This window comes from Pseudomonas serbica (assembly GCF_028823535.1).
In the GTDB taxonomy this organism is placed as follows: domain Bacteria; phylum Pseudomonadota; class Gammaproteobacteria; order Pseudomonadales; family Pseudomonadaceae; genus Aquipseudomonas; species Aquipseudomonas serbica.
The window spans coordinates 155,249-181,766 of the sequence record NZ_JAQIYM010000004.1 but is presented as its reverse complement, the minus strand read 5'-3'; the positions used below and the strand labels follow the sequence as shown (position 1 = coordinate 181,766).

22 protein-coding genes are annotated in these 26,518 nt (G+C 61.4%); 11 read left to right on the top strand and 11 right to left on the bottom strand.

Annotated elements, in window-relative coordinates; translation table 11 throughout:
• Positions 1–66 precede the first annotated feature (66 nt).
• From NQL71_RS07825 to emhA, 4 genes are all read right to left on the bottom strand, one after another.
• On the bottom strand, positions 67–1,323 hold the full coding sequence (locus NQL71_RS07825; RefSeq protein ID WP_046816681.1) for an OprD family porin: 1,257 nt from the start codon (positions 1,321–1,323) through the stop codon (positions 67–69).
• 430 nt (positions 1,324–1,753) lie between these two features.
• Entirely contained in the window at positions 1,754–3,214 is a 1,461-nt protein-coding gene (emhC, locus tag NQL71_RS07820; RefSeq protein WP_077184254.1) for an efflux RND transporter outer membrane subunit EmhC, read from the bottom strand.
• Positions 3,214–6,375 (bottom strand): efflux RND transporter permease subunit EmhB, encoded by a 3,162-nt coding sequence (gene emhB, locus NQL71_RS07815; RefSeq protein ID WP_077184252.1) that lies wholly within the window; start codon positions 6,373–6,375, stop codon positions 3,214–3,216. Before emhB ends, emhC begins: the two co-directional genes overlap by 1 nt.
• A gap of 3 nt (positions 6,376–6,378) precedes the next feature.
• The gene (gene emhA / locus NQL71_RS07810; RefSeq protein WP_046816684.1) at positions 6,379–7,536 is read right to left on the bottom strand and encodes an efflux RND transporter periplasmic adaptor subunit EmhA; all 1,158 of its coding nucleotides are present in this window, start codon (positions 7,534–7,536) and stop codon (positions 6,379–6,381) included.
• A gap of 268 nt (positions 7,537–7,804) precedes the next feature.
• Here emhA and emhR point away from each other — a divergent pair, with 268 nt between their 5' ends.
• On the top strand, positions 7,805–8,437 hold the full coding sequence (emhR, locus tag NQL71_RS07805) for an efflux system transcriptional repressor EmhR (protein ID WP_046816685.1): 633 nt from the start codon (positions 7,805–7,807) through the stop codon (positions 8,435–8,437).
• 172 nt (positions 8,438–8,609) lie between these two features.
• On the opposite strand, the gene NQL71_RS07800 is transcribed toward emhR, so the two are convergent.
• From NQL71_RS07800 to NQL71_RS07785, 4 genes are all read right to left on the bottom strand, one after another.
• On the bottom strand, positions 8,610–9,323 hold the full coding sequence (locus tag NQL71_RS07800; protein ID WP_248686099.1) for a hypothetical protein: 714 nt from the start codon (positions 9,321–9,323) through the stop codon (positions 8,610–8,612).
• A gap of 154 nt (positions 9,324–9,477) precedes the next feature.
• Positions 9,478–10,527 (bottom strand): alkene reductase, encoded by a 1,050-nt coding sequence (locus NQL71_RS07795; RefSeq protein ID WP_046816687.1) that lies wholly within the window; start codon positions 10,525–10,527, stop codon positions 9,478–9,480.
• A gap of 22 nt (positions 10,528–10,549) precedes the next feature.
• Positions 10,550–11,716 carry an MFS transporter gene (locus tag NQL71_RS07790; RefSeq protein WP_046816688.1) on the bottom strand — a complete coding sequence of 389 codons (1,167 nt, stop codon included), beginning with the start codon at positions 11,714–11,716 and terminating at the stop codon, positions 10,550–10,552.
• A 35-nt stretch (positions 11,717–11,751) separates the two neighbouring features.
• Complete coding sequence (locus NQL71_RS07785) at positions 11,752–12,054, bottom strand: ArsR/SmtB family transcription factor (RefSeq protein WP_046816689.1); 303 nt, start codon at positions 12,052–12,054, stop codon at positions 11,752–11,754.
• 170 nt (positions 12,055–12,224) lie between these two features.
• On the opposite strand from NQL71_RS07785, the gene NQL71_RS07780 reads away from it, so the two are divergent.
• Positions 12,225–12,803 (top strand): acyl carrier protein phosphodiesterase, encoded by a 579-nt coding sequence (locus NQL71_RS07780; protein WP_248686100.1) that lies wholly within the window; start codon positions 12,225–12,227, stop codon positions 12,801–12,803.
• 122 nt (positions 12,804–12,925) lie between these two features.
• Here NQL71_RS07780 and NQL71_RS07775 read toward each other — a convergent pair whose 3' ends face one another.
• Both NQL71_RS07775 and olsB read right to left on the bottom strand, forming a co-directional pair.
• Entirely contained in the window at positions 12,926–13,717 is a 792-nt protein-coding gene (locus NQL71_RS07775) for a lysophospholipid acyltransferase family protein (protein ID WP_274642496.1), read from the bottom strand.
• The gene (gene olsB / locus NQL71_RS07770; RefSeq protein ID WP_046816692.1) at positions 13,717–14,472 is read right to left on the bottom strand and encodes an L-ornithine N(alpha)-acyltransferase; all 756 of its coding nucleotides are present in this window, start codon (positions 14,470–14,472) and stop codon (positions 13,717–13,719) included. The genes NQL71_RS07775 and olsB overlap by 1 nt, the downstream gene beginning before the upstream one ends.
• 155 nt (positions 14,473–14,627) lie before the next feature.
• Between olsB and NQL71_RS07765 the strand changes: the two genes are divergently transcribed.
• From NQL71_RS07765 to NQL71_RS07725, 9 genes are all read left to right on the top strand, one after another.
• Complete coding sequence (locus NQL71_RS07765; protein WP_046816693.1) at positions 14,628–15,506, top strand: acyl-CoA dehydrogenase family protein; 879 nt, start codon at positions 14,628–14,630, stop codon at positions 15,504–15,506.
• Positions 15,507–15,663: 157 nt separating this feature from the next.
• Positions 15,664–16,755 carry a serine hydrolase domain-containing protein gene (locus NQL71_RS07760; RefSeq protein ID WP_274642495.1) on the top strand — a complete coding sequence of 364 codons (1,092 nt, stop codon included), beginning with the start codon at positions 15,664–15,666 and terminating at the stop codon, positions 16,753–16,755.
• Positions 16,752–17,075 (top strand): amidase, encoded by a 324-nt coding sequence (locus NQL71_RS07755; protein WP_274642494.1) that lies wholly within the window; start codon positions 16,752–16,754, stop codon positions 17,073–17,075. Before NQL71_RS07760 ends, NQL71_RS07755 begins: the two co-directional genes overlap by 4 nt.
• 148 nt (positions 17,076–17,223) lie before the next feature.
• Positions 17,224–18,399: a M20 aminoacylase family protein gene (locus NQL71_RS07750; protein WP_046816696.1), complete on the top strand. Its 1,176-nt coding sequence runs from the start codon at positions 17,224–17,226 to the stop codon at positions 18,397–18,399.
• A gap of 81 nt (positions 18,400–18,480) precedes the next feature.
• Entirely contained in the window at positions 18,481–19,791 is a 1,311-nt protein-coding gene (locus NQL71_RS07745) for a citrate-proton symporter (RefSeq protein ID WP_274642493.1), read from the top strand.
• Between the two features lie 2 nt (positions 19,792–19,793).
• Positions 19,794–21,236 carry an amidase gene (locus NQL71_RS07740; protein WP_274642492.1) on the top strand — a complete coding sequence of 481 codons (1,443 nt, stop codon included), beginning with the start codon at positions 19,794–19,796 and terminating at the stop codon, positions 21,234–21,236.
• Between the two features lie 69 nt (positions 21,237–21,305).
• Positions 21,306–22,076 (top strand): IclR family transcriptional regulator, encoded by a 771-nt coding sequence (locus NQL71_RS07735; protein ID WP_046816699.1) that lies wholly within the window; start codon positions 21,306–21,308, stop codon positions 22,074–22,076.
• Between the two features lie 72 nt (positions 22,077–22,148).
• Complete coding sequence (locus tag NQL71_RS07730; RefSeq protein ID WP_046816700.1) at positions 22,149–22,739, top strand: YceI family protein; 591 nt, start codon at positions 22,149–22,151, stop codon at positions 22,737–22,739.
• A gap of 1 nt (position 22,740) precedes the next feature.
• Positions 22,741–23,898, top strand: coding sequence for a phospholipase D-like domain-containing protein (locus NQL71_RS07725; protein WP_077184239.1), 1,158 nt, complete (start codon positions 22,741–22,743; stop codon positions 23,896–23,898).
• Between the two features lie 130 nt (positions 23,899–24,028).
• Here the strand turns inward: NQL71_RS07725 and bglX are convergent, their stop codons facing one another.
• Positions 24,029–26,320: a beta-glucosidase BglX gene (gene bglX, locus NQL71_RS07720; RefSeq protein ID WP_046816702.1), complete on the bottom strand. Its 2,292-nt coding sequence runs from the start codon at positions 26,318–26,320 to the stop codon at positions 24,029–24,031.
• Positions 26,321–26,518 lie beyond the last annotated feature (198 nt).

Here is a 26,518-nt window from a genome sequence, read left to right as displayed (position 1 = left end):
GTCGACATCATTGCTGGCTGACCGTCCGCTTTCGCGAGCAAGCCCGCTCCCACATTTGTTTTGTGTTTACAACAGGCTGATCGGATAGCTGATGATCACGCGGTTCTCATCGAACTCGTTGTTGCTGTAATCGCGGCGCATGGTCGAGTTGCGCCATTTTACGTTCAGGTCTTTCAGCGCACCGCTCTGCACGGTGTAGCCCAGTTCACTTTCACGACCCCATTCCTTGCCATCGGTGACAGTGCCGGTGTGTACGTTGTCGCCACTGATGTAGCGGTTCATCAGGGTCAGCCCCGGCACGCCAAGGGCAACGAAGTTGTAGTCGTGGCGCACCTGCCAGGATTTTTCCCGGGCGTTGTCGTAGCTGGAGTTGTAGCTGTCGTTGGCCAGGGTCCCGCCGCTGGTGCCGTTGACACGCATCCACGGGCTGTCGCCGGTGAGTTTCTGCAGGCCGACGTAGAAGGTGTTGCCGCCGTACTTGGCCGAGAGCAGGCCGTACAGGGTCTTGTTGTCCAGTTCGCCAGCCCGGGCGCTGCCGTCATCCTTGCCGTAGAAGAACCCGAGATTGGCGCCCAGGGTCCAGTCGCCGATCGGTTGGCTGTGGGTCAGGTTGATGAATTGCTGACTGTAGATGTCCTTGAGTTCGGCGTTCCACACACCGATCTGGGTGCGTTTCTCGTTGAACAGGTACTCGACGCCCTGGAAGTTGAAACGGTCGGAGGTGAACGCGGCTTTGCCGGTCATCGACATGTCGTTCATGCTGCTGTCGTCGCGCGGACTGTTCTGGCGGAACTGGCCGCCGTACAGCGTCAGGCCGTCGAACTCCTTCGAGGTGACCTGACCGCCACGGAAGGTTTGCGGCAGCGAGCGGCCGTCGTCCGAGCGCAGGATCGGCAGCACGGGCATCCATTCGCCCACCTTCGCTTCGGTCTGCGACAGTTTGGCCTTGAACGCCACGTTGGTGCGGCCGAAGTTGTCGGCCGGGCGGCCGTCACTGTCCAGCGGCAGCAACTGGGTACCGCCGGTGCCTTTGCCGCCATCGAGTTTCACCGAGTACAGCCCCAGCACATCCATGCCGAAGCCGACGACGCCCTGGGTAAACCCGGACTTGGCGTCGAGAATGAAGCTTTGCGTCCACTCTTCGGCCTTGCCTTGGGTCTTGGTCGGGTTGGTGAAGTTGCGGTTGATGTAGAAGTTGCGCAGGTTCAGGTTGACCTTGGCCCCTTCGACAAACCCCGACTCTTCGGCCTGGGCGGGCAGGGCTGCGCTCGCCAGGGCGATAGCAATCAGGCTGGGAACGAAATAATGCGCGGGAGAAGGCATGGGCTGGGGTCTCTCTAATTCTTGGGGATGAAACAGGGTGATGCCGCAACCTGGGGTTGCAGACGTGCATGTGGAGTCGGGACAGAAGGGGCGGATCAGCCGGGGAGGGCAGGGCGCGGGGGCATGGCATCGAACCTGTTGTTATTGGTTTTGTTGGCCGAATGGTGATGTGAATGTACTAGGTGGTTCAATCTATGAAGGTAGATTTTGGGCGATTATCGAACATAAGATTGGCTGTGATTTTTGTGCTGTTCTTGCTGGCCTCTTCGCTGGCAAGCCAGCTCCTACAGGGAACCAGGTTTCTGCAGAGATAACGCGATCGAATGTGGGAGCGGGCTTGCTCGCGAAGGGGCCGGATCTGACAACGCATACTTTCCCGCAATCAACAAAAAGCCCACCAATCGGTGGGCTCCTTGTGTTCACAGCGCTATCAGAACAACTTCAACTTCGGCGCTTCTTCTTTCAACGGCTCGTTCTTCGCCGTCTGTTCGTTCCAGCCACCGCCCAGGGCCTTGTACAGGTTGACCTGGCTGACCAACTGCGCCAGACGGTCGGTGATCAGAGCCTGTTGGGCACTGAACAGCTGACGCTGGGCATCGAGGAAGGTCAGGTTGCTGTCGACACCGATGCGGTAGCGACGCTCGGCCAGGCGGTAGTAGTCCTGGTTGGCGTTGACGAAGTCTTGCTGGGCCTGCAACTGCTGGACGTAGGTCTGGCGCGCGGCCAGGCCATCGGCGACTTCCTGGAAGGCCGTCTGGATGGACTTCTCGTAGTTCGCCACGCCAATGTCTTTCTGGATTTTCGAGTAATCCAGGCTGGCACGCAGGCTGCCGGCGTTGAAGATCGGCAGGTTGATCTGCGGCTGGAACAGCCAGGTGCCCGAACCACCCTTGAACAAGCCGGACAGGTCCGGGCTCAGGGTGCCGGCGTTGGCTGTCAGGCTGATGCTTGGGAAGAACGCCGCGCGCGCCGCGCCAATGTTGGCGTTGGCGGCCTTGAGGTTGTACTCGGCCTGCAGGATGTCCGGACGACGCTGCAGCAAGTCCGACGGCAGGCCGGGCGGTACTTCGGCCAGCAGATCGTCGTTCAGCGGTTTGGCCGCTTGCAGGTTGGCCGGGATGCCGGTGCCGAGGAGCAACACCAGGCTGTTCTCATCTTGAGCGACCTGACGGGTGTACTTGGCCAGTTGCGCACGGGCGTTTTCCACCGAGGTGCGCGACTGCGCCAGGTCCAGGGCCGAAGCGACCCCCACTTCGTTGCTGCGCGCGGTGAGCTTGTAGCTCTCCTCGAACGCGGCGAGGGTGTCCTGGGTCAGCTTGAGCAGTTCCTTGTCGGCCTGCCAGGTCAGGTAGGCATTGGCCACGCTGGCCACCAGGCTGATCTGGGTGCTGCGCCGGCCTTCTTCGGTGGCGAAGTACTGCTGCAGCGCTTCTTCGTTCAGGCTGCGAATCCGCCCGAACATATCGAGCTCGTAGGCACTGATGCCGACGGTGGCCGAGTAGGAGCTGCTGATCCCGGCTTCGCCGGTCTGCGAGGCGTCAGCCGGCAGGCGTTGACGGCTGCCGGTGCCATTGGCTGAAACGGCCGGGAACAGATCGGCGCGCGAGATGCGGTATTGAGCCGCAAAGGCGTCGATGTTCAAGGCCGCGACACGCAGGTCACGGTTGTTTTCCAGGGAAACCTGAATCAGCTGCTGCAGCGCCGGGTCATGGAAAAACTGCTTCCAGCCCTGCTCGGCAGCGGCCTGCGCCGGTGCCTGGGCCGGCGAATACGCCGGGCCCTGCGGGTATTGACCTGCCACCGGAGCATCCGGCCGCTCATAGTCAGGTATCAGCGAGCAGCCACTGAGCACGAAGGCGGCGACTGCCAGGGAGAGTAGCGACTTGCTCATTAGCCAGCCTCTTTAGGAGTTTCAGTAGCGTCTTCCTGGTCGACGTTTTTACGCTGACCCATGGCCGACACGGTGACGAAGAACAGTGGGACCCAGAAGATCGCCAGGACGGTTGCCGTGATCATACCGCCAATCACACCGGTACCGATGGCATGCTGGCTACCGGAACCTGCGCCTGTGGAGATCGCCAGTGGTACCACGCCGAGTACGAAGGCGAGCGAGGTCATGATGATCGGTCGCAGACGCATGCGGCAGGCTTCGATGGCCGCCTCGCGCAGGCTGCGCCCCTGTTCGTGCAGCTCCTTGGCGAATTCGACGATCAGGATGGCGTTTTTCGCCGCCAGGCCGATGGTCGTCAACAGGCCCACCTGGAAGTACACGTCGTTGGACAGGCCGCGCAGGCTGGTGGCCATCAGTGCACCGATGATCCCCAGCGGTACTACGAGCATCACCGCGATCGGAATCGACCAGCTCTCATACAGCGCCGCCAGGCACAGGAACACCATCAGCAGCGACAGGGCGTACAGCGCCGGCGCTTGCGAGCCGGACAGTCGTTCCTCGTAGGACAGGCCGGTCCAGGAAATACCGACACCCTTCGGCAGTTTGGCGGCAAGGGCTTCGACTTCGGCCATCGCTTCACCGGTGGAATAACCCGGGGCCGGAGCGCCAAGGATTTCCATCGCCTCTACGCCGTTGTAGCGGGCCAGTTTCGGCGATCCGTAGATCCACTCGCCCTTGGCGAACGCCGAGAACGGAACCATGGTGCCGACGCTGTTGCGCACGTACCACTTGTTCAGGTCTTCGGGGCTCATGCGTGAACCCGGCTGGCCCTGCACGTAAACTTTCTTCACCCGACCCCGGTCGATGAAGTCGTTGACGTAGCTACTGCCCAGGGCAATCGACAGGGTGTTGTTGATGTCGGCGATGGTAATGCCCAGGGCACTGGCCTTCTCGTCGTCGATTTCCAGTTGGAATTGCGGTTCGTCGTTCAGGCCGTTCGGACGCACCTGGGTGAGGATCTTGCTCTGCGCCGCCATGCCGAGGAACTGGTTGCGGGCTTCCATCAGCTTGTCGTGACCGATACCGGCGCGGTCCTGCAGGAACACGTCGAAACCGGTGGCGTTACCCAATTCCAGTACCGCTGGCGGGGCGAAGGCAAACACCATGGCGTCACGGAAGGTGAAGAAGTGCTGCTGGGCACGGGCCGCGACCTTGAACACGCTGTTGTCGGCGTTTCGATCTTCCCATGGGCGCAGCATGATGAACGCCATGCCCGAACTCTGGCCACGGCCGGCGAAGTTGAAGCCGGTCACGGTAAACACCGAGTTCACCGCATCGCCTTCACCGCCATCCTTGCCCGGACGCAGGAGGAATTCACGCATTTCGTCCACGACCACCTGGGTGCGCTGGGCGGTCGAACCGGCTGGGGTCTGCACCTGGGCGAACAGTACGCCCTGGTCTTCTTCCGGCAGGAACGCCGTTGGAATGCGGGTGAACAGCCAGATCATGCCGACAACGATGATGAGGTAGGCCAGCAGGTACGGCGCCTTGTGCGTCAGCATGCTGCCCACGCCACGCTCATAGCTTTTGACGCCACGGTCGAAGTTGCGGTTGAACCAGCCGAAGAAGCCGCGTTTGGGCGTGTGGTGCTCGCCTTTCGGAATGGCCTTGAGCATGGTGGCGCAAAGCGCCGGGGTGAAGATCAGGGCAACCAGTACCGACAGGGCCATGGCCGAGACGATGGTGATCGAGAACTGCTTGTAGATCACACCGGTGGAGCCGCTGAAGAACGCCATCGGCAGCAATACCGCCGACAGCACCAGGGCGATACCGACCAGCGCACCCTGGATCTGGCCCATGGATTTCTTGGTCGCTTCCTTGGGCGACAGGCCTTCTTCGCTCATCACCCGTTCGACGTTTTCCACCACGACGATGGCATCGTCCACCAGCAAGCCGATGGCCAGCACCATGCCGAACATCGTCAGGGTGTTGATGCTGAACCCGGCCGCCGCGAGGATCCCGAAGGTACCGAGCAGTACTACTGGCACTGTCATCGTGGTGATGATGGTGGCGCGGAAGTTCTGCAGGAACAGGAACATCACCAGGAACACCAGCGCAACCGCTTCGACCAGGGTGTGAACCACGCCCTTGATCGATTCGGTCACCACCGGCGTGGTGTCGTACGGGAACACCACTTCCATCCCTTCGGGGAAGAACGGCTTGAGGCTGTCGATGGTCGCGCGCAGCGCCTTGGCGGTATCCAAGGCGTTGGCACCGGTGGCCAGTTTCACCGCCAGGCCGGAAGCCGGGGCGCCGTTGAACTGGGCGTTGATGCTGTAGTTCTCGCCACCCAGGCCGACTTGGGCGACATCTTTGAGGCGAACCTGGGAGCCGTCCTTGTTGACCTTGAGCAGGATCTTTTCGAATTGCTCGGCGGTCTGCAGACGGGTCTTGCCGATGATCGTTGCGTTCAGCTGGGTGCCGGGCAGGGCAGGCAGGCCGCCGAGCTGGCCGGAGGAGACCTGGACGTTCTGTGCGGCAATGGCGGTCTTGACGTCGATCGGGGTCAGGTGGAAGTTGTTCAATTTGGCCGGGTCGAGCCAGATACGCATGGCGTACTGCGAACCGAACACCTGGAAGTCGCCGACACCGGCGGTCCGCGATATCGGGTCCTGCATGTTCGACACGATGTAGTTGGACAAGTCGTCCTTGGTCATGCTGCCGTCACGCGACACCACACCGATCACCAACAGGAAGTTCTTCACTGCCTTGGTCACGCGGATACCTTGTTGCTGCACTTCCTGCGGCAACAGCGGGGTGGCCAGGTTCAGCTTGTTCTGGACCTGGACCTGCGCGGTATCGGAGTTGGTGCCCTGCTCGAAGGTCGCGGTAATGGTCATGGTGCCGTCGGAGTTACTTTCCGAAGACACATAACGCAGATTGTCGATACCGTTGAGCTGTTGCTCGATCACCTGGACCACGGTGTCTTGCACGGTTTGCGCGGAAGCGCCCGGGTAGGCCACGGAAATGGCGATGGCCGGCGGCGCAATGCTCGGGTACTGGTTGATCGGCAGCTTGAGGATCGACAGTGCCCCGACCAGCATGATCACCAGGGCAATTACCCAGGCGAAAATCGGACGGTCGATGAAAAATTTTGACATGAGTTACTCCCCTTTGCCGCTGGCAGCCTGCTCAGCTGGCTTGGCGGGGGCCGGGTTCCTGGCGCCTACGTTGGTCGCGTCAGTGGCCTTGACTTCGATGCCGGGCTTGACGAATTGCAGGCCTTCGGTGATCAGGCGATCGCCGGCCTTCAGGCCGTCTTCGATCAGCCATTGGTTGCCGACGGTGCGGCTGGCCTTGAGCTGACGCAGTTCGACCTTGTTGTCCGGGCCGACGACCAGCGCGGTCGGTGTGCCTTTGAGATCACGGGTCACGCCTTGTTGCGGGGCCAGGATCGCCGCACTGTTCACACCAGCCTGCAACTGCGCGTGGACGAACATGCCCGGCAGCAGGGTGTGGTCAGGGTTCGGGAACACGGCACGCAGGGTCACGGAACCGGTGGTCTGGTCAACCGACACTTCGGAGAACTCCAGTTTACCGTCCAGCTTGTATTCGCTGCCGTCTTCGAGGGTCAGCTTGACCTTGGCGGCGTTGTCGCCAGCCTTCTGCAGGCGCCCGCTTTCCAGTTCGCGCCGCAGTTGCAGCAGTTCGACCGAAGATTGCGTCACATCGACATAGATCGGATCAAGTTGCTGGATCACAGCCATCGCTTCAGTCTGGGCATTGCTGACCAGCGCGCCCTCGGTCACCGTGGAGCGACCGATCCGGCCGGTCAACGGCGCGTAGACCTTGGTGTAGCGCACGTTGATCTGGGCCGATTGCAACGACGCTTCCGATTGCAGGCGGTTGGCCACGGCAGTGTCGTATTCCTGGCGACTGACAGCCTGTTCGTCGACCAGTTGTTTGTAGCGGTCGGAGATCGATTTGGTCGAGCGCAAATTCGCTTCGGCGCTTTTAAGCGTCGCTTCATAGACCGACGGATCGATCTGATAGAGCTGCTGGCCGGCCTTGACGTCACTGCCTTCCTTGAACAGGCGCTTGAGAATGATGCCGTTGACCTGCGGGCGAACTTCAGCAATGCGGAACGCGCTGGTACGACCCGGCAAATCCGAGGTAAGCGTAAACGTTTGCGGTTGCAGGGTAACGACGCCGACCTGAGGCGGTGGTGCTGCCGGTGGAGCTTCTTCCTTTTTGCATCCGCTGAGCAACGATGCGAGGGCGACGGCGGCGACCAGAGCGGTAACAGCTGGCTTGAATTGCATGAAAATCCTCGGGTCAGGCGCGCAAAAAAACGCACAAGAAAAGATGGAAGGTTAAAAAGTGTGGGCCGGGTGGATAAGTAGCATGCTAAGGAATATACTTACATTCACGGCTGTTTGTAAAGACCTTGGGTACGTACCCGGCTCGTTACAAACGCGTTGGAAAAATTGAAATCGTAGGCCCGGGGACGACACCCAAGAGCACTCGCCCCGCTTTTATTCAGCTGATATCCAGACATCGCTGAAGCATCCTGATTGAGGTTGTACTGCCATGGTCCGTCGTACCAAAGAGGAAGCTCAAGAAACTCGCAGCCAGATACTCGAAGCGGCCGAAAAAGCCTTTTTCGAGCGGGGTGTGGCGCGCACGACCCTGGCAGACATCGCGACCCTGGCCGGCGTCACTCGCGGGGCGATCTACTGGCATTTCAGCAACAAGGCGGACCTGGTGCAGGCCATGCTCGACACCCTGCATGAGCCTCTGGATGAAATGGCCAAGGCCAGCGAAAGCACAGACGAACCCGACCCCCTGGGCTGCATGCGCAAGCTGTTGATTCATTTGTTTCATCAAATTGCGCTGGACCCGAAAACCCGACGCATCAACGAAATTCTGTTTCATAAGTGCGAGTTCACCGATGAAATGTGCGACTTGCGCCAGCAACGCGTGGCGGCGAGCCTGGACTGCAACGTACGGATCGGCCTGGCCCTGAGTAACGCGGTGAATCGCGGGCAATTGCCGGAAAACCTCGACACGGCTCGCGCGGCCATCAGCCTGCATGCCTACATCGATGGCATCCTGTACCAGTGGCTACTGGCTCCCGATAGCTTTCAATTGCACCTCGAGGCCGAGCGTTGGGTTGATACAGGATTGGATATGCTGCGCCTGAGCCCCAGCCTGTGCAAATGAAACAAAATTCGTAATTCGCACACACGCTGTCAATAAACGCGGGCGATGGTTATCTCTTCGCCCGCGCAGTCATGCTGGGATGCTTTTATATACGGACGCGCGTCAGGTTGACAGGTAACTCGCTACGTATTTTGTATGGATTTTGTGTCGCAGTAGAGAAATCCTGCTGGTTTCAACCCAGGATGATCACGACGTTATAGCTATAAGGTGCGCCATCAAGGCTTCGGGTAATGCTGGATTTGCAATTGAGCGGGGTATTACCGATGGAGCGAATGTCATGCGATCTGCTTACAGTAACCTGCGGTTCAAAGGTCCAAGGGTTGTAAGGCACTACCAGCTTCAACAGCGTTGAAAAGTCGAATGCCAAGCCGCCGCCCTTATAACTGAAGCCATGTTTTACTTGCGTCGGAAGATTGGACCTGCGGGTGCGACGCGCAGGTGTCTCACTGCTTAGCCTGAAGGACTCAAATTGCCAAGGTGCAATGTCATAGGCTTCTTTTGGATGGATACTGTTATCCCAAGTGGAACTCTCGAGTGCAAAGGTCTCGTCTGTGCCATTGTAAATATAGACCAGTACGGTGGTGTGGGTTTTGACCCGTTTGATGGCTTTCCAGTTTTCTTCTTCGTCTACCTTGGCTTCTTTTGCAAGTTTGTCCAGCCTGTCCTGATGCTTCTGGCGCTCTTTATCCCTGCGTGATTTGTCTTTGTTATGTTCGTGAACGGACTCTATCAAGCCCGACAGGAAGCCGAAATAGGCATTGGCGGCAGTGACAATGGCCTGGTTAAGCTCATTTTTCTCGAAGGATACGTGCTGGATGTCTTCGTATATCTCCTCGTTGTCAGGTGTTCGAATGTCGTTTGTGTCATTGTCTTTTGGATCGTCCATGATATAAGTCTTCGATTGTTAGTTGGAGTTTCTGAAGATAGCAGGGCGATATTTTACTTTCCTGTCAGATGTGTTTTGTTTTATTGCGTGAACTGAGCCAATAAAAAACCCCCAACTCTTTCGAGTGGGGGTTTTTTGTTTTGTCGGGTGATGCTTACAGTGTCGGGTAGTCGATATAACCCACCGGCCCCTTGGCATAAAACAATTCCGGACGCGCTTCGTTCAGCGGCGCATCCGCTTTCAAGCGTGCCGGTAGATCCGGGTTGGCAATGAACGGTACACCAAAGGCGACGGCATCAGCCTTGCCGCTGGCCAGCCAGGCGTTCGCACTGTCTTTCGTGAAGCGTTCGTTGACAATGTACGGGCCGCCGAAGGCTTCCTTGAGCTGTGGGCCGAGGCTGTCGGCGCCTTCTTTCTCACGCGAGCAGATGAACGCGATGCCACGTTTGCCCAGTTCGCGAGCGACGTAGGTGAAGGTTTCGGCCAGGTTGTCATCGCCCATGTCATGGGAGTCGGCGCGTGGTGCCAGATGCACCCCGACACGGCCGGCGCCCCAGACTTCGATCGCGGCATCGGTCACTTCCAGCAACAGGCGGGCACGGTTTTCCAGGGAGCCACCGTAGTGGTCGGTGCGCTGGTTAGTGCTGCTCTGCAGGAACTGGTCGAGCAGGTAACCGTTGGCGCCATGGATTTCCACGCCGTCGAAACCGGCGGCCTTGGCGTTCTCCGCGCCGGTACGATAGGCGTCGACGATGTCGGCGATTTCAGCGGTTTCCAGGGCGCGTGGAGTCGGATAGTCGGCCAGTGGGCGAACCAGGCTGACGTGACCTTTGGGCTGGATGGCGCTCGGTGCAACCGGTGCTTCACCGTCCAGGTACGAAGGGTGCGATACACGACCCACGTGCCACAGTTGCAGGAAGATCTTGCCGCCGGCACCGTGGATCGCCTTGGTCACGTTGGTCCAGCCGCGTACCTGGTCGTTGGACCAGATGCCCGGGGTGTCCGGGTAGCCGACGCCCATCGGCGTGACCGAAGTGGCTTCGCTGAGGATCAGGCCGGCGGAGGCACGTTGTACGTAGTACTCGGCCATCAGGGCGTTGGGTACGCGGCCCTCGTCGGCCCGGCAACGGGTCAGCGGGGCCATGATGATGCGGTTGGCCAACTCGAGGTCGCCCAGTTTGATCGGATCGAAAATAGTCGTCATGAATTACAACCCTCGTGAGGTATCAGTGGGTAGCAGGGGCCAGTTCGGGATTACCGCTCTGACGGAAAGTGATCAGGGTCGCCAGCAGGGCGAGTACCGCCAGTGCCGCTGCTGCGAGGGGCACGCTGGTCAGGCCGAAACCGTGGGCGATGACGCTGCCGCCGACCCAGGCGCCCAGGGCGTTGCCGACGTTGAAGGCGCCGATGTTCAGGGTCGACACCAGGTTCGGTGCCGCCTTGCCGTAGGTCACCACGTTGACTTGCAGGGCGGGCACGGCGGCAAAGCACGCAGTGGCCCAGAGGAACAGGGTGATTTCGGTCGGGATCAGCGCGACGCTGGTCCAGGTCAGCACGGTGGAAACCACGGCCATCGCGATGAAGACGCCGATCAGCGTCGCAGCAAGGCCTTTGTCCGCCAGCTTGCCGCCGATGATGTTGCCCACCGTCAGGCCCAGGCCGATCAGCATCAGGGTCCAGGTCACGCCACGGGGCGACACGCCTGTGATTTCGCCCAGCAGCGGCGCGACGTAGGTAAACAGGGTGAACACCGACGCGGCGAATAATGCAGTCATGCTCAGGGACAACCAGATACCGGCGCCTTTGAGCGCACGCAGTTCGGCGCGCATGTCGAGTTTCTCTTCATCGCGCTTGGCGGGCAGGAAGCGGATCAGGCCGATCAGTGCGATCACACCGATCACGGTCACTGCCCAGAAGGTCGAACGCCAGCCGGCTTGCTGACCGAGTGCGGTGCCCAGTGGCACGCCCAGGACGTTGGCCAGGGTCAGGCCGGTGAACATCAAGGCCACGGCCGATGCGCGTTTGTTGGCTGGCACCAGTCCTGCCGCCACGACCGAGCCGATGCCGAAGAACGCACCGTGACACAGCGCGGTGACCACGCGGGCAAACATCAGCACGTTATAGTCACTGGCCACTGCGCAGAGCAGGTTGCCGATGATAAAGATGCCCATCAACGCGACCAGTGCGGCCTTGCGCGGCAGTCGGGCAGTAGCCAGTGCCATGAACGGCGCACCGATGGCCACGCCCAAGGCATAGCCGGTCACCAGCCAGCCGGCGCCGGGAATCGATACACCGAGGTCGGCAGCCACATCGGGCAGCAGGCCCATGATGACGAACTCGGTGGTACCGATGGCAAAGGCGCTCAAGGCCAATATGAGTAGCGAGAGGGGCATGGGTTAATTCCTTTTCGGCTGGCTGACGTTAAGGGTCAGAGCTCTTTGCTGAAGACTTTGAGGAATTCCTGGATGGTTTCCTCATTGCGTTTGAAAAAGTGCCACTGGCCGACTTTACGGCTGCTGATCAGGCCGGCGCGTTGCAGGGTTGCCAGGTGCGCGGACACCGTGGACTGCGACAAACCGCAACGTTGATCGATCTGCCCGGCACAAACGCCGTGCTCGTTGCTGTGGGACTGGTCTGGAAATTCGACGTCCGGATTTTTGAGCCAGTGCAGGATTTCTCGCCGTACCGGGTGCGCCAGGGCTTTTATTATTTCGTCGAGTTCAAGGTTCATGGTTTGGGGGCTCGTGATGTGTAAAACGCTATATCGCGATGAAGCGAACTTTAAATCGGTATTTCGCGATATACCAATATGATTTCGTTCTGACGACCGAATAAATCGGTATATCGGGTTATAACGATATGCTGGGTGTGCAGACATGGGCGCGGTGCTAAGCTGCGCCCATGAACTATCTCGCACATCTTCACCTCGGTGGCCAGCGTCCCGGTCAATTGCTCGGCAGTCTGTATGGCGATTTCGTCAAAGGACGGCTGCAAGGGCAGTTCGACCCGGAGATCGAAGCGGCCATCCAGCTGCATCGCAGCATCGACGTATTCACTGATCGTCATCCGTTGGTGGATGGCGCGCTGTCGCGGTTTTCCCTGACGCGGCGGCGTTATGCCGGCATCGTGCTCGACGTGTTTTTCGACCATTGCCTGGCCCGGGACTGGGCGATGTATGCCGACCGGCCGCTGGAACTCTTCACCTCGGACGTGTACCGGGTACTGTCCAACCAGCCGCAGTTGCCGGAACGCCTGGCGAAAATCGCGCCGCACATGGTGGCTAATGACTGGTTGGGTTCGTATCAGGAGTTCGAAGTGCTGGAGCAGGTGTTGCGGGGGATTTCGCGGCGCCTGACCCGACCGGAAGAATTGGCCGCTGCGATGCAGGAACTGCGGATGTTGTATGAGCCGTTGAGCGAGGATTTCCGGTTGTTCTATCCGCAGCTTCAGGATTTTGCCCAAAAGCCTCCCGCAACATAAACCCCTGTGGGAGCGAGCCTGCTCGCGATAGCGGTGTGTCATTCAACATCATTGTTGAGTGTTAAACCGAATCGCGAGCAGGCTCGCTCCCACAGGGGGTGTATTTTTTCAGGGCAATTGTCTCAGGCCGCGATGGCGGGGCGCATTGGGACTTGCTGCTTTTGCGGGATCTCACCAAACAACGCCTTTTGCACCGCCTGCTGCGCCTCGAATGCCAGTGCCGCACGTTCGCGACCTTCGCAGGCAATCGGCTTGAGCAGGTGAATCTCCACATCGCCGCGGTCATTGGCAAACAGGCGCATCAGGTGCGACAACAGGTCATCATCGCCAATGAACGGCGCCAGTGTGTCGGGCTCGCCGTTGCGCAGATAACGAATCGCCACCGGTTGCAGCGCCACTTGCGAGTCGATGGCGGCAGACAGCAGGCGACCATGGAAGGTGCGCAGCGAACGGCCGTCGGTGGTGGTGCCTTCGGGGAACATCAGCAGCGGGTGGGCGTGCGCCAGGTGTCGGGTCATTTGCTTGCGGATCAACTGGCTGTCACCTGAACCGCGACGGATGAACAGGCTGCCGGCCTTGGCTGCCAGCCAGCCCGCGACGGGCCAGGTGCGCACTTCGGCCTTGGACAGGAAGGACAGCGGCGTGAGCATCCCCAGCAGCGGAATATCGGTCCAGGACACGTGATTGCTGACCCACAGCATCGGCGCCTTCGGCAGTTGACCGTGCACCGTCACGGCAAAGGGCAGGGCGTTGCTCAGGCGCGCCATGAAAAAGCGCGACCAGCGCTGGCGGCGCTCCATCGAATGGGCCAGCGCCAATCGTTCGAATACACCGAACAGGGTTGCCATGCTCAGGCCGAGCCCGACCACCAGCAACACCCGGGCGATTCGCGCGTACACGCGCAAGCGACTCATTACACAGCCGCCTTGAAGTGTTTGGCGTAACGCGGGCAGAGTTCGTCGCGCTTGAGCAGGATGAACACATCGGCCACCTGGAAATCTTCGTCCCAGCACGGCTCGCCGCAGATCTTCGCGCCCAGGCGCATGTAGGCCTTGAGCAGCGGCGGCATTTCGGCGATCACGTTCGATGGAATATCCAGGGTCGGCAATGGCTTTTTCGGCTCGGCCCGCAGGTGTTCGGTGCACAGGTAGCGTTCGCGCAGACGCTGCATGATCGCGTGGGCCTGGATCCCGCCGTCCTGCATCGGAATGCTCGCGCACCCCATCAAGTAGCTGTAGCCGCCCTGGTTCAACACTTCGGCCAGCTCACCCCAGAGCACGGCGATGGTGCCGCCGTTGCGGTAGGCCGGGTCGACGCAGGTACGGCCGATCTCCAGGATCGGGCCTTGCAGATGGACCAGGCCGTGCAGGCTGAATTCTTCTTCGCTGTAGAATTTGCCCAGGCTGCTGGCGGCGGTGTGATCGAGCAGGCGGGTGGTCGCCACCAGGCGCCCGGTGTTCAGGTCGCGCACGCCGATGTGGGTGCAGTGAGCGTCATAGTCGTCCATGTCCAGGCCCAGCTCGGCACCTTTGAGCCTGGCGTTGAATTCGCCGCTGAACACGTTGAAGCGCAAGGCCTGGGCTTGCTGCAAAGCCTCGGCGCCCACCAGGCGTTCAGCTTGCAGGCGGCGTTCGTTGCCGGTGTCGCGGATGCGGGCGATCTGAGTCATGACGAATCTCCGTGCGGGCTGCTCACCCGTCTTTGGGTTACAGCGAATCGACTTTCTTTATCCAGCCTTGTTGTGCAAAGTCAGGCTATGTAGCCCCGGTGTCATCGCCATTAAGCTTTGGTGATGCTTGTATGACAGCCCTTGAGGAGCCTCTTATGCCCTGGCAAACCCTGTTGAACCGCCACGCTCGCTTGCCCGCCAACCCGGATCTGGGCGAGGGGTTCGCCACGTTGTTGCAGCAGCTGGGCAACGTCACCCCGTTTGAACTGGCCGTGGTCGGCGCACGGATGATGGCGACGCCGGGGCTGGCGTTCCTGGTGGGCTATCAGGCAGCGTTGCGCATGCTTTGGCCAAGTGCGCCGTTGAGCCTTGGCGCGTTGTGCGCGACCGAGCAGCGCAGCCTGCGGGTGGCTGACATGCAGACGCGCCTGGACGATTTGCGCTTGAGTGGTCGCAAGGATTTCGTCACCGCGGGCGATGCCGCCGACTGGCTGCTGATTGCTGCCCGCAGCGAACAGTCCGGCGAGACTGCGCGCCTGAGTCTGGCGGTGGTCTACCCCGATGAGCCGGGCGTGAGGGTGGAAAAACTGCCGCCGATCCCGTTGATGCCTGACATCAGCCATGGCCGCTTGTTTCTGGACAACGCACTGTGCGAACTGCTGGCGGGGGATGGCTGGGATGCCTACGTCAAGCCGTTCCGAACCCTCGAAGACATCTATGTATTGAGTGCCATGACGGCCTGGCTGTACGGCGTCGGCCAGGACTGTGCCTGGCCGCAGGCCTTGCAATTGCGCTTGCTGGCGCTGCTGGCCGGGTGTGCGGAAGTCAGTCGACATCCCCCGGTCAGCCCGGCGGGGCATGTGTTGCTCGGTGGGTTGTTTGCGCAGTTCGAAGGGCTCAAGGATGAAGTCAATGAAGCGTTGGCCGAGGGGCCGCCGGAGTGGGCGGCGATGTGGCAGCGGGATCAGGCGGTGATGGATCTGGCGGCGGGTGCACGGGGCAAGCGACTGGCCAAGGCGTTGGCGGTGTATTGACGGGCGCCTTCGCGAGCAAGCCCGCTCCCACATGTTGAAATGCGTTCCCCTGTGGGAGCGGGCTTGCTGGCGAAGGCGGCCTCATTGGGGACACAAATCCCGGAACTGTCATCAACCTCGACTAGGCTCTGCAGGCTATTCCTTGCGAGCCCACGCCATGTTCAAAGGCTTGTCACTGATCTTCATGTTGCTCAGCCTGACGGCTCACGCCGAAAACTGGCCTGCCGAACAATGGTCGACCGGCCGGGAAGCGACCGGGCCGGCGCTTGAGGCGTTGGAGCAGTACGCTTTCCCACCCCGCGACGACACCACTCGCCAAGGCATCCGCACCGACGCCTTGCTCGTCATCCGCGATGGCCAGTTGATCTACGAACGCTACGCCGGCCCGACCACCGCCGAAACGCCGCATCTCACCTGGTCCATCAGCAAAAGCCTGATGGCCACGGTACTCGGCGTGGCGTATGGCGAAGGCGGGTTCAAGCTGCAGGACCCGGTGGTCAAATTCTATCCACCCCTGCAAAAACACCCGGACCTGACCATGGCCGACCTGCTGCACTGGGCCTCGGGTCTGGACTGGCAGGAAGATTACGAATACGCACCGCTCAATTCCTCGGTGGTGGCCATGCTCTACACCCGAGGTCATCGGGACATGGCTGCCTTCACCGCGAATCACGGCACCTACGCGGCACCGGGGCAGTCGTTTCGTTACGCCAGTGGCGACACGAATCTGCTGTCCGCCGCGCTGAAAGCCATCGTCGGTGCAGAGCGCTACGCGGACTATCCGTGGACCGCGCTGTTCAACCCCCTGGGCATTCGCCGAGCGACCTGGGAAACCGATGCCACGGGAACCTTCGTCGCCTCGTCCTATGCCTACCTGACCGCCCGGGATCTGGCGCGCATCGGCCTGTTGATGGCGCGGGACGGTCGCTGGGGCGATAGACAACTGCTGCCCAAAAACTGGGTGGCATTCAATCGCGAGCCCTTCGCGGGCTATCGCGCCTACCGGGATGAGGCGGTGCCCGGTGGCCACTGGTGGCTCAATCGTGCAGTCGACGGGAGCGCCCGGCCCTGGCCCGATGCACCCGCCGATACGTTTGCCGCCCTGGGCCATTGGGGCCAGGCGATGTATGTGATTCCCGGGGAAAACCTGGTGATCGTGCGCTATGGCGATGATCGCGATGGCCTCTACCAGCACAACGAATTGCTCAACCTCGTGCTGAAGGCCTTTGCCGGGACGGTGAAACCATGAGCGGTTTCATGAGACGCCGACCGATCAGTTCATTGTTGTTGATCCTGCTGCTCGCCTTGCTTGGCTGGATCTGGCAGGAGCGGGTGGCGCTGTGGGCATTCCCGGACATCATCAGCGCCTACACCGCCAAGGAGTATTGTTCGTGCCGCTACGTGATGAACAACGACGCCGGCTATTGCCGTGGCTACGTCAGGCAATGGCTGCCCACCAGCGGCTTTACCGATGACGCTGCCGGCAAGCGCGTCACGGTCAGCGGGCTGGGGCGCAGCAATATTGCCGTGTGGGTCGGCGAGCACCAAGGCTGTCGCCTGAACCCCTGACCCGCAGGTTCCATCTGGTGGAACCACATTCGATTGTCCTCGCGCGCGACTCGCGGTTATCTGGTGGCGAGCGCGACCTGCCTTTCAAGCGTCGCGAAATCACTACGAACAAAAAGAACGGGAATACACCCGGCCTGAGGAAATCGTCATGACCCGACATCAACACATTCTGGCCTGGCTCAACGACGTCGCCAGCGACCTGCACGCCACCCGCCAGGACATCCATGCCCACCCTGAACTCGGCTTCGAGGAAAACCGCACGTCGGCGCTGGTAGCCAAATCGCTTTCGCAATGGGGCTACGAAGTGCATACGGGCATCGGCAAGACCGGAGTGGTCGGCGTTCTGCGCAACGGCAACAGCCCGCGCAAACTCGGCTTGCGCGCGGACATGGACGCGCTGCCGATCATCGAGAATACCGGCGCGGCCTACAGCAGCCGACACCAGGGCTGCATGCACGCCTGTGGGCACGACGGCCATACCACGATGCTGTTGGGCGCGGCGCGCTACCTGGCGGCGACGCGTCAGTTCGATGGCACCCTGACCCTGATTTTCCAGCCGGCCGAGGAAGGCCAGGGCGGCGCCGAAGCGATGCTCGCCGATGGCTTGCTCGAGCGTTTTCCCTGCGACGCACTGTTCGGCATGCACAACATGCCGGGCCTGCCAGCGGGGCACCTGGGCTTTCGCGAAGGGCCGATGATGGCCTCGCAGGATCTGCTCAACGTCTCCATTGAAGGCGTCGGCGGACACGGCTCGATGCCGCATCTGGCGGTCGATCCGCTGGTGGCAGCGGCCAGCGTGGTCATGGCCCTGCAAACCGTGGTCGCGCGCAACATCGATGCGCAGCAGGCGGCGGTGGTGACGGTCGGTGCATTGCAGGCCGGGGAGGCGGCCAACGTCATTCCCCAACAGGCGACCCTGCGCCTGAGCCTGCGTGCATTGAATGCCCAGGTGCGTGAGCAGACCCTCGAGCGGGTGTGCGCGATCATCGAATCCCAGGCCCGCAGTTTTGGTTGCAGCTCGACAATCGAACACCGTCCGGCCTATCCGGTGCTGGTCAACCACGCCGCCGAAACCGAGTTCGCCCGGCAAGTCGGCGTCGAGCTGGTCGGCGCCGACGCGGTCGATGGCAACACGCCCAAGCTGATGGGCAGCGAAGACTTCGCCTGGATGCTGCAACGTTGTCCCGGCGCCTACCTGTTCATCGGCAACGGCGTATCGCGCCCGATGGTGCACAACCCCGCCTACGACTTCAACGACGACATCCTGCTGACCGGCGCCGCGTATTGGGGCGCGCTGGCCGAGAGCTGGCTCAAGCCGGCCTGACCCTTTCACTTTCTACTGCCGCTGGACCCGGGTGCGCCAAGTCGCGCCCGACATCACCCAACAGGTTTCTGGAGAGTTCCCATGCACACTTCGAGCACAGGTGTTTCGCGCACCCGGCAGGTGGTCGCGGCCGTTATCGGCAACGCGCTGGAATGGTATGACTTCATTGTCTACGGCTTTCTGGCGAGCATCATCGCCCGGCAATTTTTCCCCTCCGACGACGAGTACGCGTCGCTGCTGATGGCCTTGGCGACCTTCGGCGTCGGTTTCTTCATGCGCCCGGTGGGCGGCGTCTTGCTGGGCATGTATTCGGACCGCAAGGGACGCAAGGCGGCGATGCAGATGATCATCCGCCTGATGACCGTGTCGATCGCGCTGATCGCCTTCGCGCCGAACTACGCCGCCATCGGCATGGGCGCACCGCTGCTGATCGTGGTCGCGCGGATGCTCCAGGGTTTCGCCACCGGTGGCGAATACGCCAGCGCCACCGCCTTCCTGGTGGAAAGCGCGCCAGCGCACCGCAAGGGGCTGTACGGCTCGTGGCAATTGGTCGGGCAATGCCTGGCGGTGTTTTCCGGAGCGGGGATGGTGGCGCTGTTCACCCATCTGCTGACCCCCGAGGCGCTGGACAGCTGGGGCTGGCGGATTCCCTTCATGATCGGCCTGTTGATCGGCCCGGTCGGGCTGTGGATTCGCAAGCACATGGAGGAACCGGAGGAGTTTCTCGAAGCGCGCAAACAAGCCAAAGGCGAGAGCCCGAGTTTGCTGCAAGTGATCCGCGAACATCGTCGCGCCATTCTGGTATCAATGGGCCTGGCCTGTGGCGCGACAGTGTCGTTCTACGTGGTGCTGGTGAACATGCCGACATTCGCCCACAAGAGCCTCGGCCTGCCGCTGGACCAGGTGCTGCTGGTGCAGATGCTCGCCGTGGCGGTGATGACCGTGGTGATTCCGCTGTCGGGCGCCTTGTCCGACCGCCTCGGCCGGCGTCCGGTGTTGATGGCCTTCACCCTGGCGTTTTTCCTGATGGTCTATCCGTTGTACGTGTGGGTCGCGGCGGCGCCCTCGGTGGAGCGTTTGCTGGTGATGCAACTGTTGCTGTGCACGGCGATCGGCGGTTTTTTCGGCCCGGCACCGACGGCGCTGGCCGAGCAGTTTCCGATTGAAGTGCGCTCCACCGGGGTGTCGGTGGCCTATAACGTGGCGGTCATGGTGTTCGGCGGTTTTGCCCCGCTGATCGTGACCTGGCTGAGCAAGGTCCTGGCCACGCCGGTGGCACCGTCGTTCTACGTGTTGTTCGCTTGCGTGCTGACGCTATTGGGCACTTACTGCATGCAGGAGGCACCACGGGCAAAGAAATCCGTTGCACTTAACCTTGGGGTGAAACCTTGAGCATGAATCCGATTGTTGAAATGGACGCTGATGCGCTGTCCCGGGCGATCCACGCGCGCCATGTGTCTTGCCGTGAAGTGATGCAGGCTTATCTGGCGCAGATCGAGCGCTTCAACCCGCAGGTCAATGCGCTGGTGTCGCTGCGACCGGCCGAGGAGTTGCTGGCAGAGGCCGATGCCTGCGACCGACAATTGGCCCAGGGCCAGTCCCGGGGCTGGATGCACGGCATGCCGCAAGCGGTCAAGGACCTGGCCGCCACCGCCGGGTTGCGCACGACCATGGGCTCGCCGCTGTTCGCCGAGCAAGTCCCGCTGCACGACGCCATCAGCGTGGCGCGAGTGCGTGCCAGCGGCGCGATCATCATCGGCAAGAGCAACGTACCGGAATTCGGCCTCGGCTCGCACACCTACAACAGCGTGTTCGGCACCACCACCAATGCCTACGATCCGTCGCTGGTCGCCGGTGGCAGCAGCGGCGGGGCGGCGGTGGCGCTGGCGTTGCGCATGCTGCCGGTGGCCGACGGCAGTGACATGATGGGTTCGTTGCGCAATCCGGCGGCGTTCAACAACGTGTTCGGTTTGCGCCCGTCCCAGGGCCGCGTGCCACACGGTCCGCAGCCCGAAGTTTTTGTCCAGCAACTGGCCACCGAAGGACCGATGGGGCGCACCGTCACCGATGTCGCCCGCTTGCTCGGTACCCAGGCCGGTTACGACCCGCGCGTGCCGTTGTCGCTGACTCAGGACCCGGAGATGTTCCATCAGTCGCTGGCGCAGGATTTCCGTGAGGTTCGCCTCGGCTGGCTGGGCGATTACAACGGCTACCTGCCAATGGAGCCTGGCGTGATGAGCCTGTGCGAGTCGGCGCTGCAGGACTTCGCAGAGCTGGGTTGCAAGGTTGAAGCCTGTCAGCCGGATTTCTCCATGGAACGCCTGTGGCAGACCTGGCTGGTGCACCGTCACTGGCTGGTGCAAGGTGGCCTCGGCGCGCTGTATGCCGACCCGCACAAACGCGAACAGCTCAAACCCGAAGCCCAATGGGAGATCGAGGGTGGCCTGCGCCTGACGGCAGCGGATGTCTATCAGGCCTCGGTCGCTCGCAGCGAGTGGTATCGCGCCTTGAACGAGTTGTTCGAGCGTTACGACTTCCTGCTGCTGCCCACGGCCCAAGTGTTTCCTTTTGATGCACAAACCCCTTGGCCACGTGTCGTCGGCGGGCGGAACATGGACACTTATCACCGCTGGATGGAGGTGGTGATCGGCCCCACCCTGGCCGGCTTGCCGAGCATGAGCGTGCCGGTGGGCTTCAACCCGGCCGGCCTGCCGATGGGCCTGCAGATCATAGGCCCGGCCCAGGCCGACCGCGCGGTGTTGCAGCTGGCTTATGCCCACGAACAGTTGACCCAGTGGGTCAAGCGCTGGCCGCCCGGTTGTCTGCCAAGTGCGTGAAACCGGTGGGCAGGCCCACATCTTGCTGCAAGAAGCGATCATCCATCAGCGCCCAAGGAGATCGAACACATGGACAGCAAGGCAGAAACCGGCAGTGTACGTTCCGTCGAGCGCGCCCTGGCGATCGTCGAGTTGCTGGGCGAGCATCAGGCACTGGGCCTGGAGGAGTTGCACTACCTGACCCGTCTGCCCAAGGCCACGGTGTCGCGCATGTTGCTGACCTTGCAGGAGCAAGGCTGGATCTATCGCGGCTTGAGCGACCGGCGTTACCGCTTGTGTGCCAGGCGCCTGTTCGGTGACAGTCGGCAGCGCTTCAAGCGGCGCCTGGTGGAGAACGCCGCGCCGCTACTGCTGGAATTGAGCGAGCGGACCGGGCTGGTGGCGGACCTGTCGTGCTTCGATGGCGAGCGGGTGGAGGTGATGGAAAGTGCGATCCCTGCCGTGCTGCGCAAGCGCTATCCGAACAACTGCCAGATCGTCGGCCAGCACGCCAGCCTGTTCCACTCGGCCATGGGCCGGGCCTGCCTGGGTGAGCTGCAAAGCGATGAAGTGGCGCGTCTGGCCGAGCGTGAGCGACTGAGCGATGAATCCCTGTTCAACGCCACCCAACAGGCATTGCATCAAGGCTTCGGCCAGCGCACCGAAGGCTACTGGGAATACCCGGTGCGATTACCTTTCCTGATTCGCGCGGTGGCCTTGCCGATTCACACCGATGGCCGGCTGGTCGGCAGCATGGCGTTGCACTGGCCGATGGATCAGGCGCCGGTGGAACGGGTGCTGAGCCTGCACCTGAGCAGCCTCGCCGCGACCATTGGCGATGTGCAGCAGGCGATGGCCTGATAGTTAAAGCGGTTTGCAATAGCGCCACGGGCAGTTAAGGTTCAGCACAGGTTTATCTGCCCCAGAGTTTCTATGTTCAAGCGGTCTGTCTGCAAAACCCTCGCCTGCCTGCTGTTGGCCGGCGCATCGCTGTCGGCCCAGGCCAACTGGTACCTGGACGGCGAGTCCTCGCGGCTGTCGTTCGTCAGCACCAAAAACGCCAATGTTTCCGAAGTGCAGCGCTTCCTGGTGTTGCACGGCAAAGTCGATCCCAGCGGAAAAGCCGAAGTGGAGGTCGAGCTGGAGTCGGTCAACAGTGGCATTCCGTTGCGCGATGAGCGCATGCGCAAGGCGCTGTTCGAGATCGACAGGTTTGCCGAAGCCCTGATCAGCACGCAAATCGACCTGCGCCCGATCAACGACCTCGCCCCCGGCGCGCAACTGGAATTGCGCCTGCCACTGATGGTCGACCTGCACGGCAAGCAGCACACCTACAACGCCGAACTGCTGGCCACCCGTCTCGATGACCGACGTTTCCAGGTGGTGACCCTGGAGCCGGTGGTGATCAATGCCGAAGACTTTGATCTGGCGCCCGGGCTGGAAGCGTTGCGCAAGGTCGCCGGCCTGTCGGCCATCAGTCTGTCGGTGCCGGTGGGTGCGGTGCTGATCTTCACGGCGCGCTGACATGGCTGGTCCGATCTTTCCCTGGCGTGAAGGCAATCGCTTCGAATTGCTGGTCGACGGCCCGCAATTTTTCCCGCGCATGTTGGTGGCGATTGCCCGTGCCGAAGAACAGGTTGAACTGGAACTTTACCTGGTGGAGGCGGGCGCTTGCGCCGAAGCCATGGTTCAGGCACTGGTCCAGGCCGCCGAGCGCGGTGTGCGGGTGCGCTGCCTGTTCGATGATTACGGCAGCCTCGCTTTTACCCTGACCCTGCGCCAGCGACTGACGGCCGCGGGCGTCGAGCTGCGTTTCTACAATCGCCTGAGCTGGCGACGCTGGGTCGGTAATTTCTACCGAGATCACCGCAAGCTGCTGCTGGTGGACCAGAGTCTGGCGGTGGTCGGTGGCACCGGTGTGACCGATGAATTCTGGACGCCGAACGAAGACGTCAGCGAGTGGCACGAAGTGATGGTGGGAATCACTGGCCCGCTGGTGCTCGACTGGCAATTGCTGTTCGACCGCCAATGGATCGCCAACCGCCATCGTCGCGCCTGGCGACCGGCTGCGCATTTCGGTCTGCCGCGCCTGCCCCGCGTGCCGTCCACGGGGGAGGGCATGGGCCGTGTCGCCTATGCCGACGCCCGCCAGCACCGGGATATCCTGCAATCGCTGATTCGTGCGTTGAACAGCGGACACAAACGCATCTGGCTGGCCACGCCGTATTTCCTGCCGACCTGGAAAGTCCGCCGTTCACTGCGCCGCGCGGCCTCCCGTGGCGTCGATGTGCGGCTGCTGCTGACCGGCCCGCGCACCGATCATCCTTCAGTGCGTTACGCCGGGCATCGCTACTACCCGCGACTGCTCAAGTCCGGGGTGAAAATTTTCGAATACCAGCCGTGTTTCCTGCATCTGAAAATGGTCCTGATCGATGATTGGGTGAGCATTGGTTCGTGCAATTTCGATCACTGGAATTTGCGATTCAACCTGGAGGCCAACCTTGAAGCGCTGGACCCTGGGTTGACCCGTGACGTGATGGCGAGTTTCGAGAAGGACTTCTCGCTTAGCCAGGAAGTGAGCCTGGAGGCATGGCAACGCCGACCGCTGTGGAAACGGGTCAAGCAGCGGGCGTGGGGGTGGGTGGATCGGTTGGTGGTCAATCTGCTGGATCGAAGGGGATAGTCGCTACACCCAATACCCTTGTAGGAGCTGGCTTGCCAGCGAAGAGGCCATAACATTCAACATCTTCGTTGGATGTTAGGCCGCCTTCGCTGGCAAGCCAGCTCCGACAAGGGGCGCGGAGTTTGAACGGTTAGAGCAACTCGAAGCTCTGCTGCGTCACATCCTGTGAATCCAGGCCGATCTGCACGTTGAACTTGCCTGGCTCCGCCGCGAACTTGAGCTGGGTGTTGTAGAACTTCAGGTCGTCTTCGGTGATGGTGAAGTGCACGACTTTCTGTTCACCGGCCTTGAGCATGACCTTCTGGAAGTTCTTCAGCTCCTTGATCGGGCGGATCATCGAGCCGGTCTCGTCCTGGATGTACAGCTGCACCACGGTTTCGCCGTCACGCTTGCCGGTGTTTTTCACCGTGATGCTGGCGTCGAGCTTGCCGGTCTTGTTCAGCGTGGTCGACGACAGCGCCATGTCGCTCAGGCTGAAATCGGTGTAGCTGAGGCCATAACCAAACGGGTACAGCGGGCCTGTAGTGTCATCGAAGTATTGCGAGGTGTAGTTGCCCGGTTTGCCCGGCGTGAATGGCCGGCCAATGGTCAGGTGGTTGTAGTAGGTCGGAATCTGGCCCACCGAGCGCGGGATGCTGATCGGCAGTTTGCCTGACGGGTTGTAGTCGCCGAACAGCACGTCGGCGATGGCGTTGCCGCCCTCGGTGCCGCTGAACCAGGTTTCCAGGATCGCGTCCGCCTGTTCTTTCTCCTCGAGAATCGTCAGCGGGCGGCCGTTCATCAACACCAGTACCAGCGGTTTGCCAGTGGCCTTCAGGGCACGGATCAGCTCGCGCTGGTTTTGCGGAATATCGAGATCGGTACGGCTCGACGATTCGTGGGACATGCCGCGGGACTCACCCACGGCGGCAACCACTACGTCGGCATTCCTGGCCGCTTTCACCGCTTCGTCGATCAGCACGTTCGCCGGACGCGGGTCATCCACCACTTCCGGGGCGTCGAAGTTGAGGAAGTTCAGGTAACCGAGAATGTTCTTGTCGCTCGTGATGTTGGCACCACGGGCGTAGATCAGTGTCGATTTATCACCCAGGGCGTTGGTCATGCCGTCGAACAGGGTCACCGATTGCGCCGGACGGCCGGCGGCGGCCCAACTGCCCATCATGTCGATTGGGGCCTTGGCCAGCGGGCCGACCAGGGCGATTTTCGCGGTTTTCTTCAGGGGCAGTGTTTCGCCCTGGTTCTTCAGCAACACCAGGCTGCGGCGCGCCACATCACGGGCCTCGGCACGGTGCAGGCGGCTGTCGGCGTAGGTGTCGACCGGATCATCCTCGGCCTTGCCAATGCGCAGGTACGGGTCCTTGAACAGGCCCATGTCGTACTTGGCGTCCAGTACTGCACGCACGGCGTTGTCGATGTCGCTCTGCTGGATCTCGCCGGCCTTGAGCAGCCCTGGCAGCTCTTTGCCGTAGAGGGTGTCGTTCATGCTCATGTGGATGCCGGCCTTGATCGCCAGCTTCGCGGCTTCACGACCGTCGGCGGCAACGCCGTGCTTGATCAGCTCGAAAATCGCCCCGTGGTCGCTGACCGCCAGGCCCTTGAAGCCCCATTCCTTGCGCAGCAGGTCGTTCATCAGCCAGGTGTTGGCAGTGGCCGGCACGCCGTTGATAGAGTTCAACGCGACCATCACCCCGCCAGCGCCGGCGTCAATCGCGGCGCGGTACGGCGGCAGGTAATCCTGGTACATCTTGACCGGGCTCATGTCGACCACGTTGTAGTCTCGACCGCCTTCAACGGCGCCATACAGGGCGAAGTGCTTGACGCTGGCCATGATGCTGTCGGCGGCGTTCGCACCAGCACCCTGGAACGCCTTGACCATCACGCCGGCAATGCGCGACACCAGGTAAGTGTCTTCGCCAAAGCCTTCGGACGTACGGCCCCAGCGCGGATCGCGGGAGATGTCGACCATCGGTGCGAAGGTGATGTCGAGGCTGTCAGCCGCAGCTTCCTTGGCGGCAATGCGCCCGGACAGGCCAATGGCATCCATGTCCCAGCTCGACGCCAGGGCCAGCGGAATCGGGAAAATGGTGCGGTGGCCGTGGATCACGTCGTAGGCGAAGAACATCGGGATCTTCAGGCGGCTGCGCATGGCCGCGTCCTGCATCGGACGGTTTTCCGGGCGGGTGATCGAGTTGAAGGTACCGCCGATGTTGCCCGCCGCGATTTCCTTGCGAATCATTTCGCGCGGCATTTCCGGCCCGATGCTGATCAGGCGCAACTGGCCGATTTTTTCTTCGAGGGTCATTTGCTTCATCAGGTTGCTGACGAAAGCGTCCTTGTTCTCCAGGGGTGCGGGCGTCGTGGCGGCCAGTACGTTATGACTGGCCAGGCTGACGAACAGGCCCAGCAAACACAGCTTCTTCATGAATAGTTTTCTCAAGGGCCCAAGCGGCGATGTACACGCCGGCCAGCCAAAATTTAGGGAGCGACTATTGTTGTTCGGGTGCTGACTCAAAAAGCGACAGCCGAAAATGGCAGTCGAACACCGGAAGCGGTTTTTGTGCAGGGCATCTTTTAGCCCATTTGCCCCGACGCGATCCAGTGCCGCGCCGATTATGCCCGA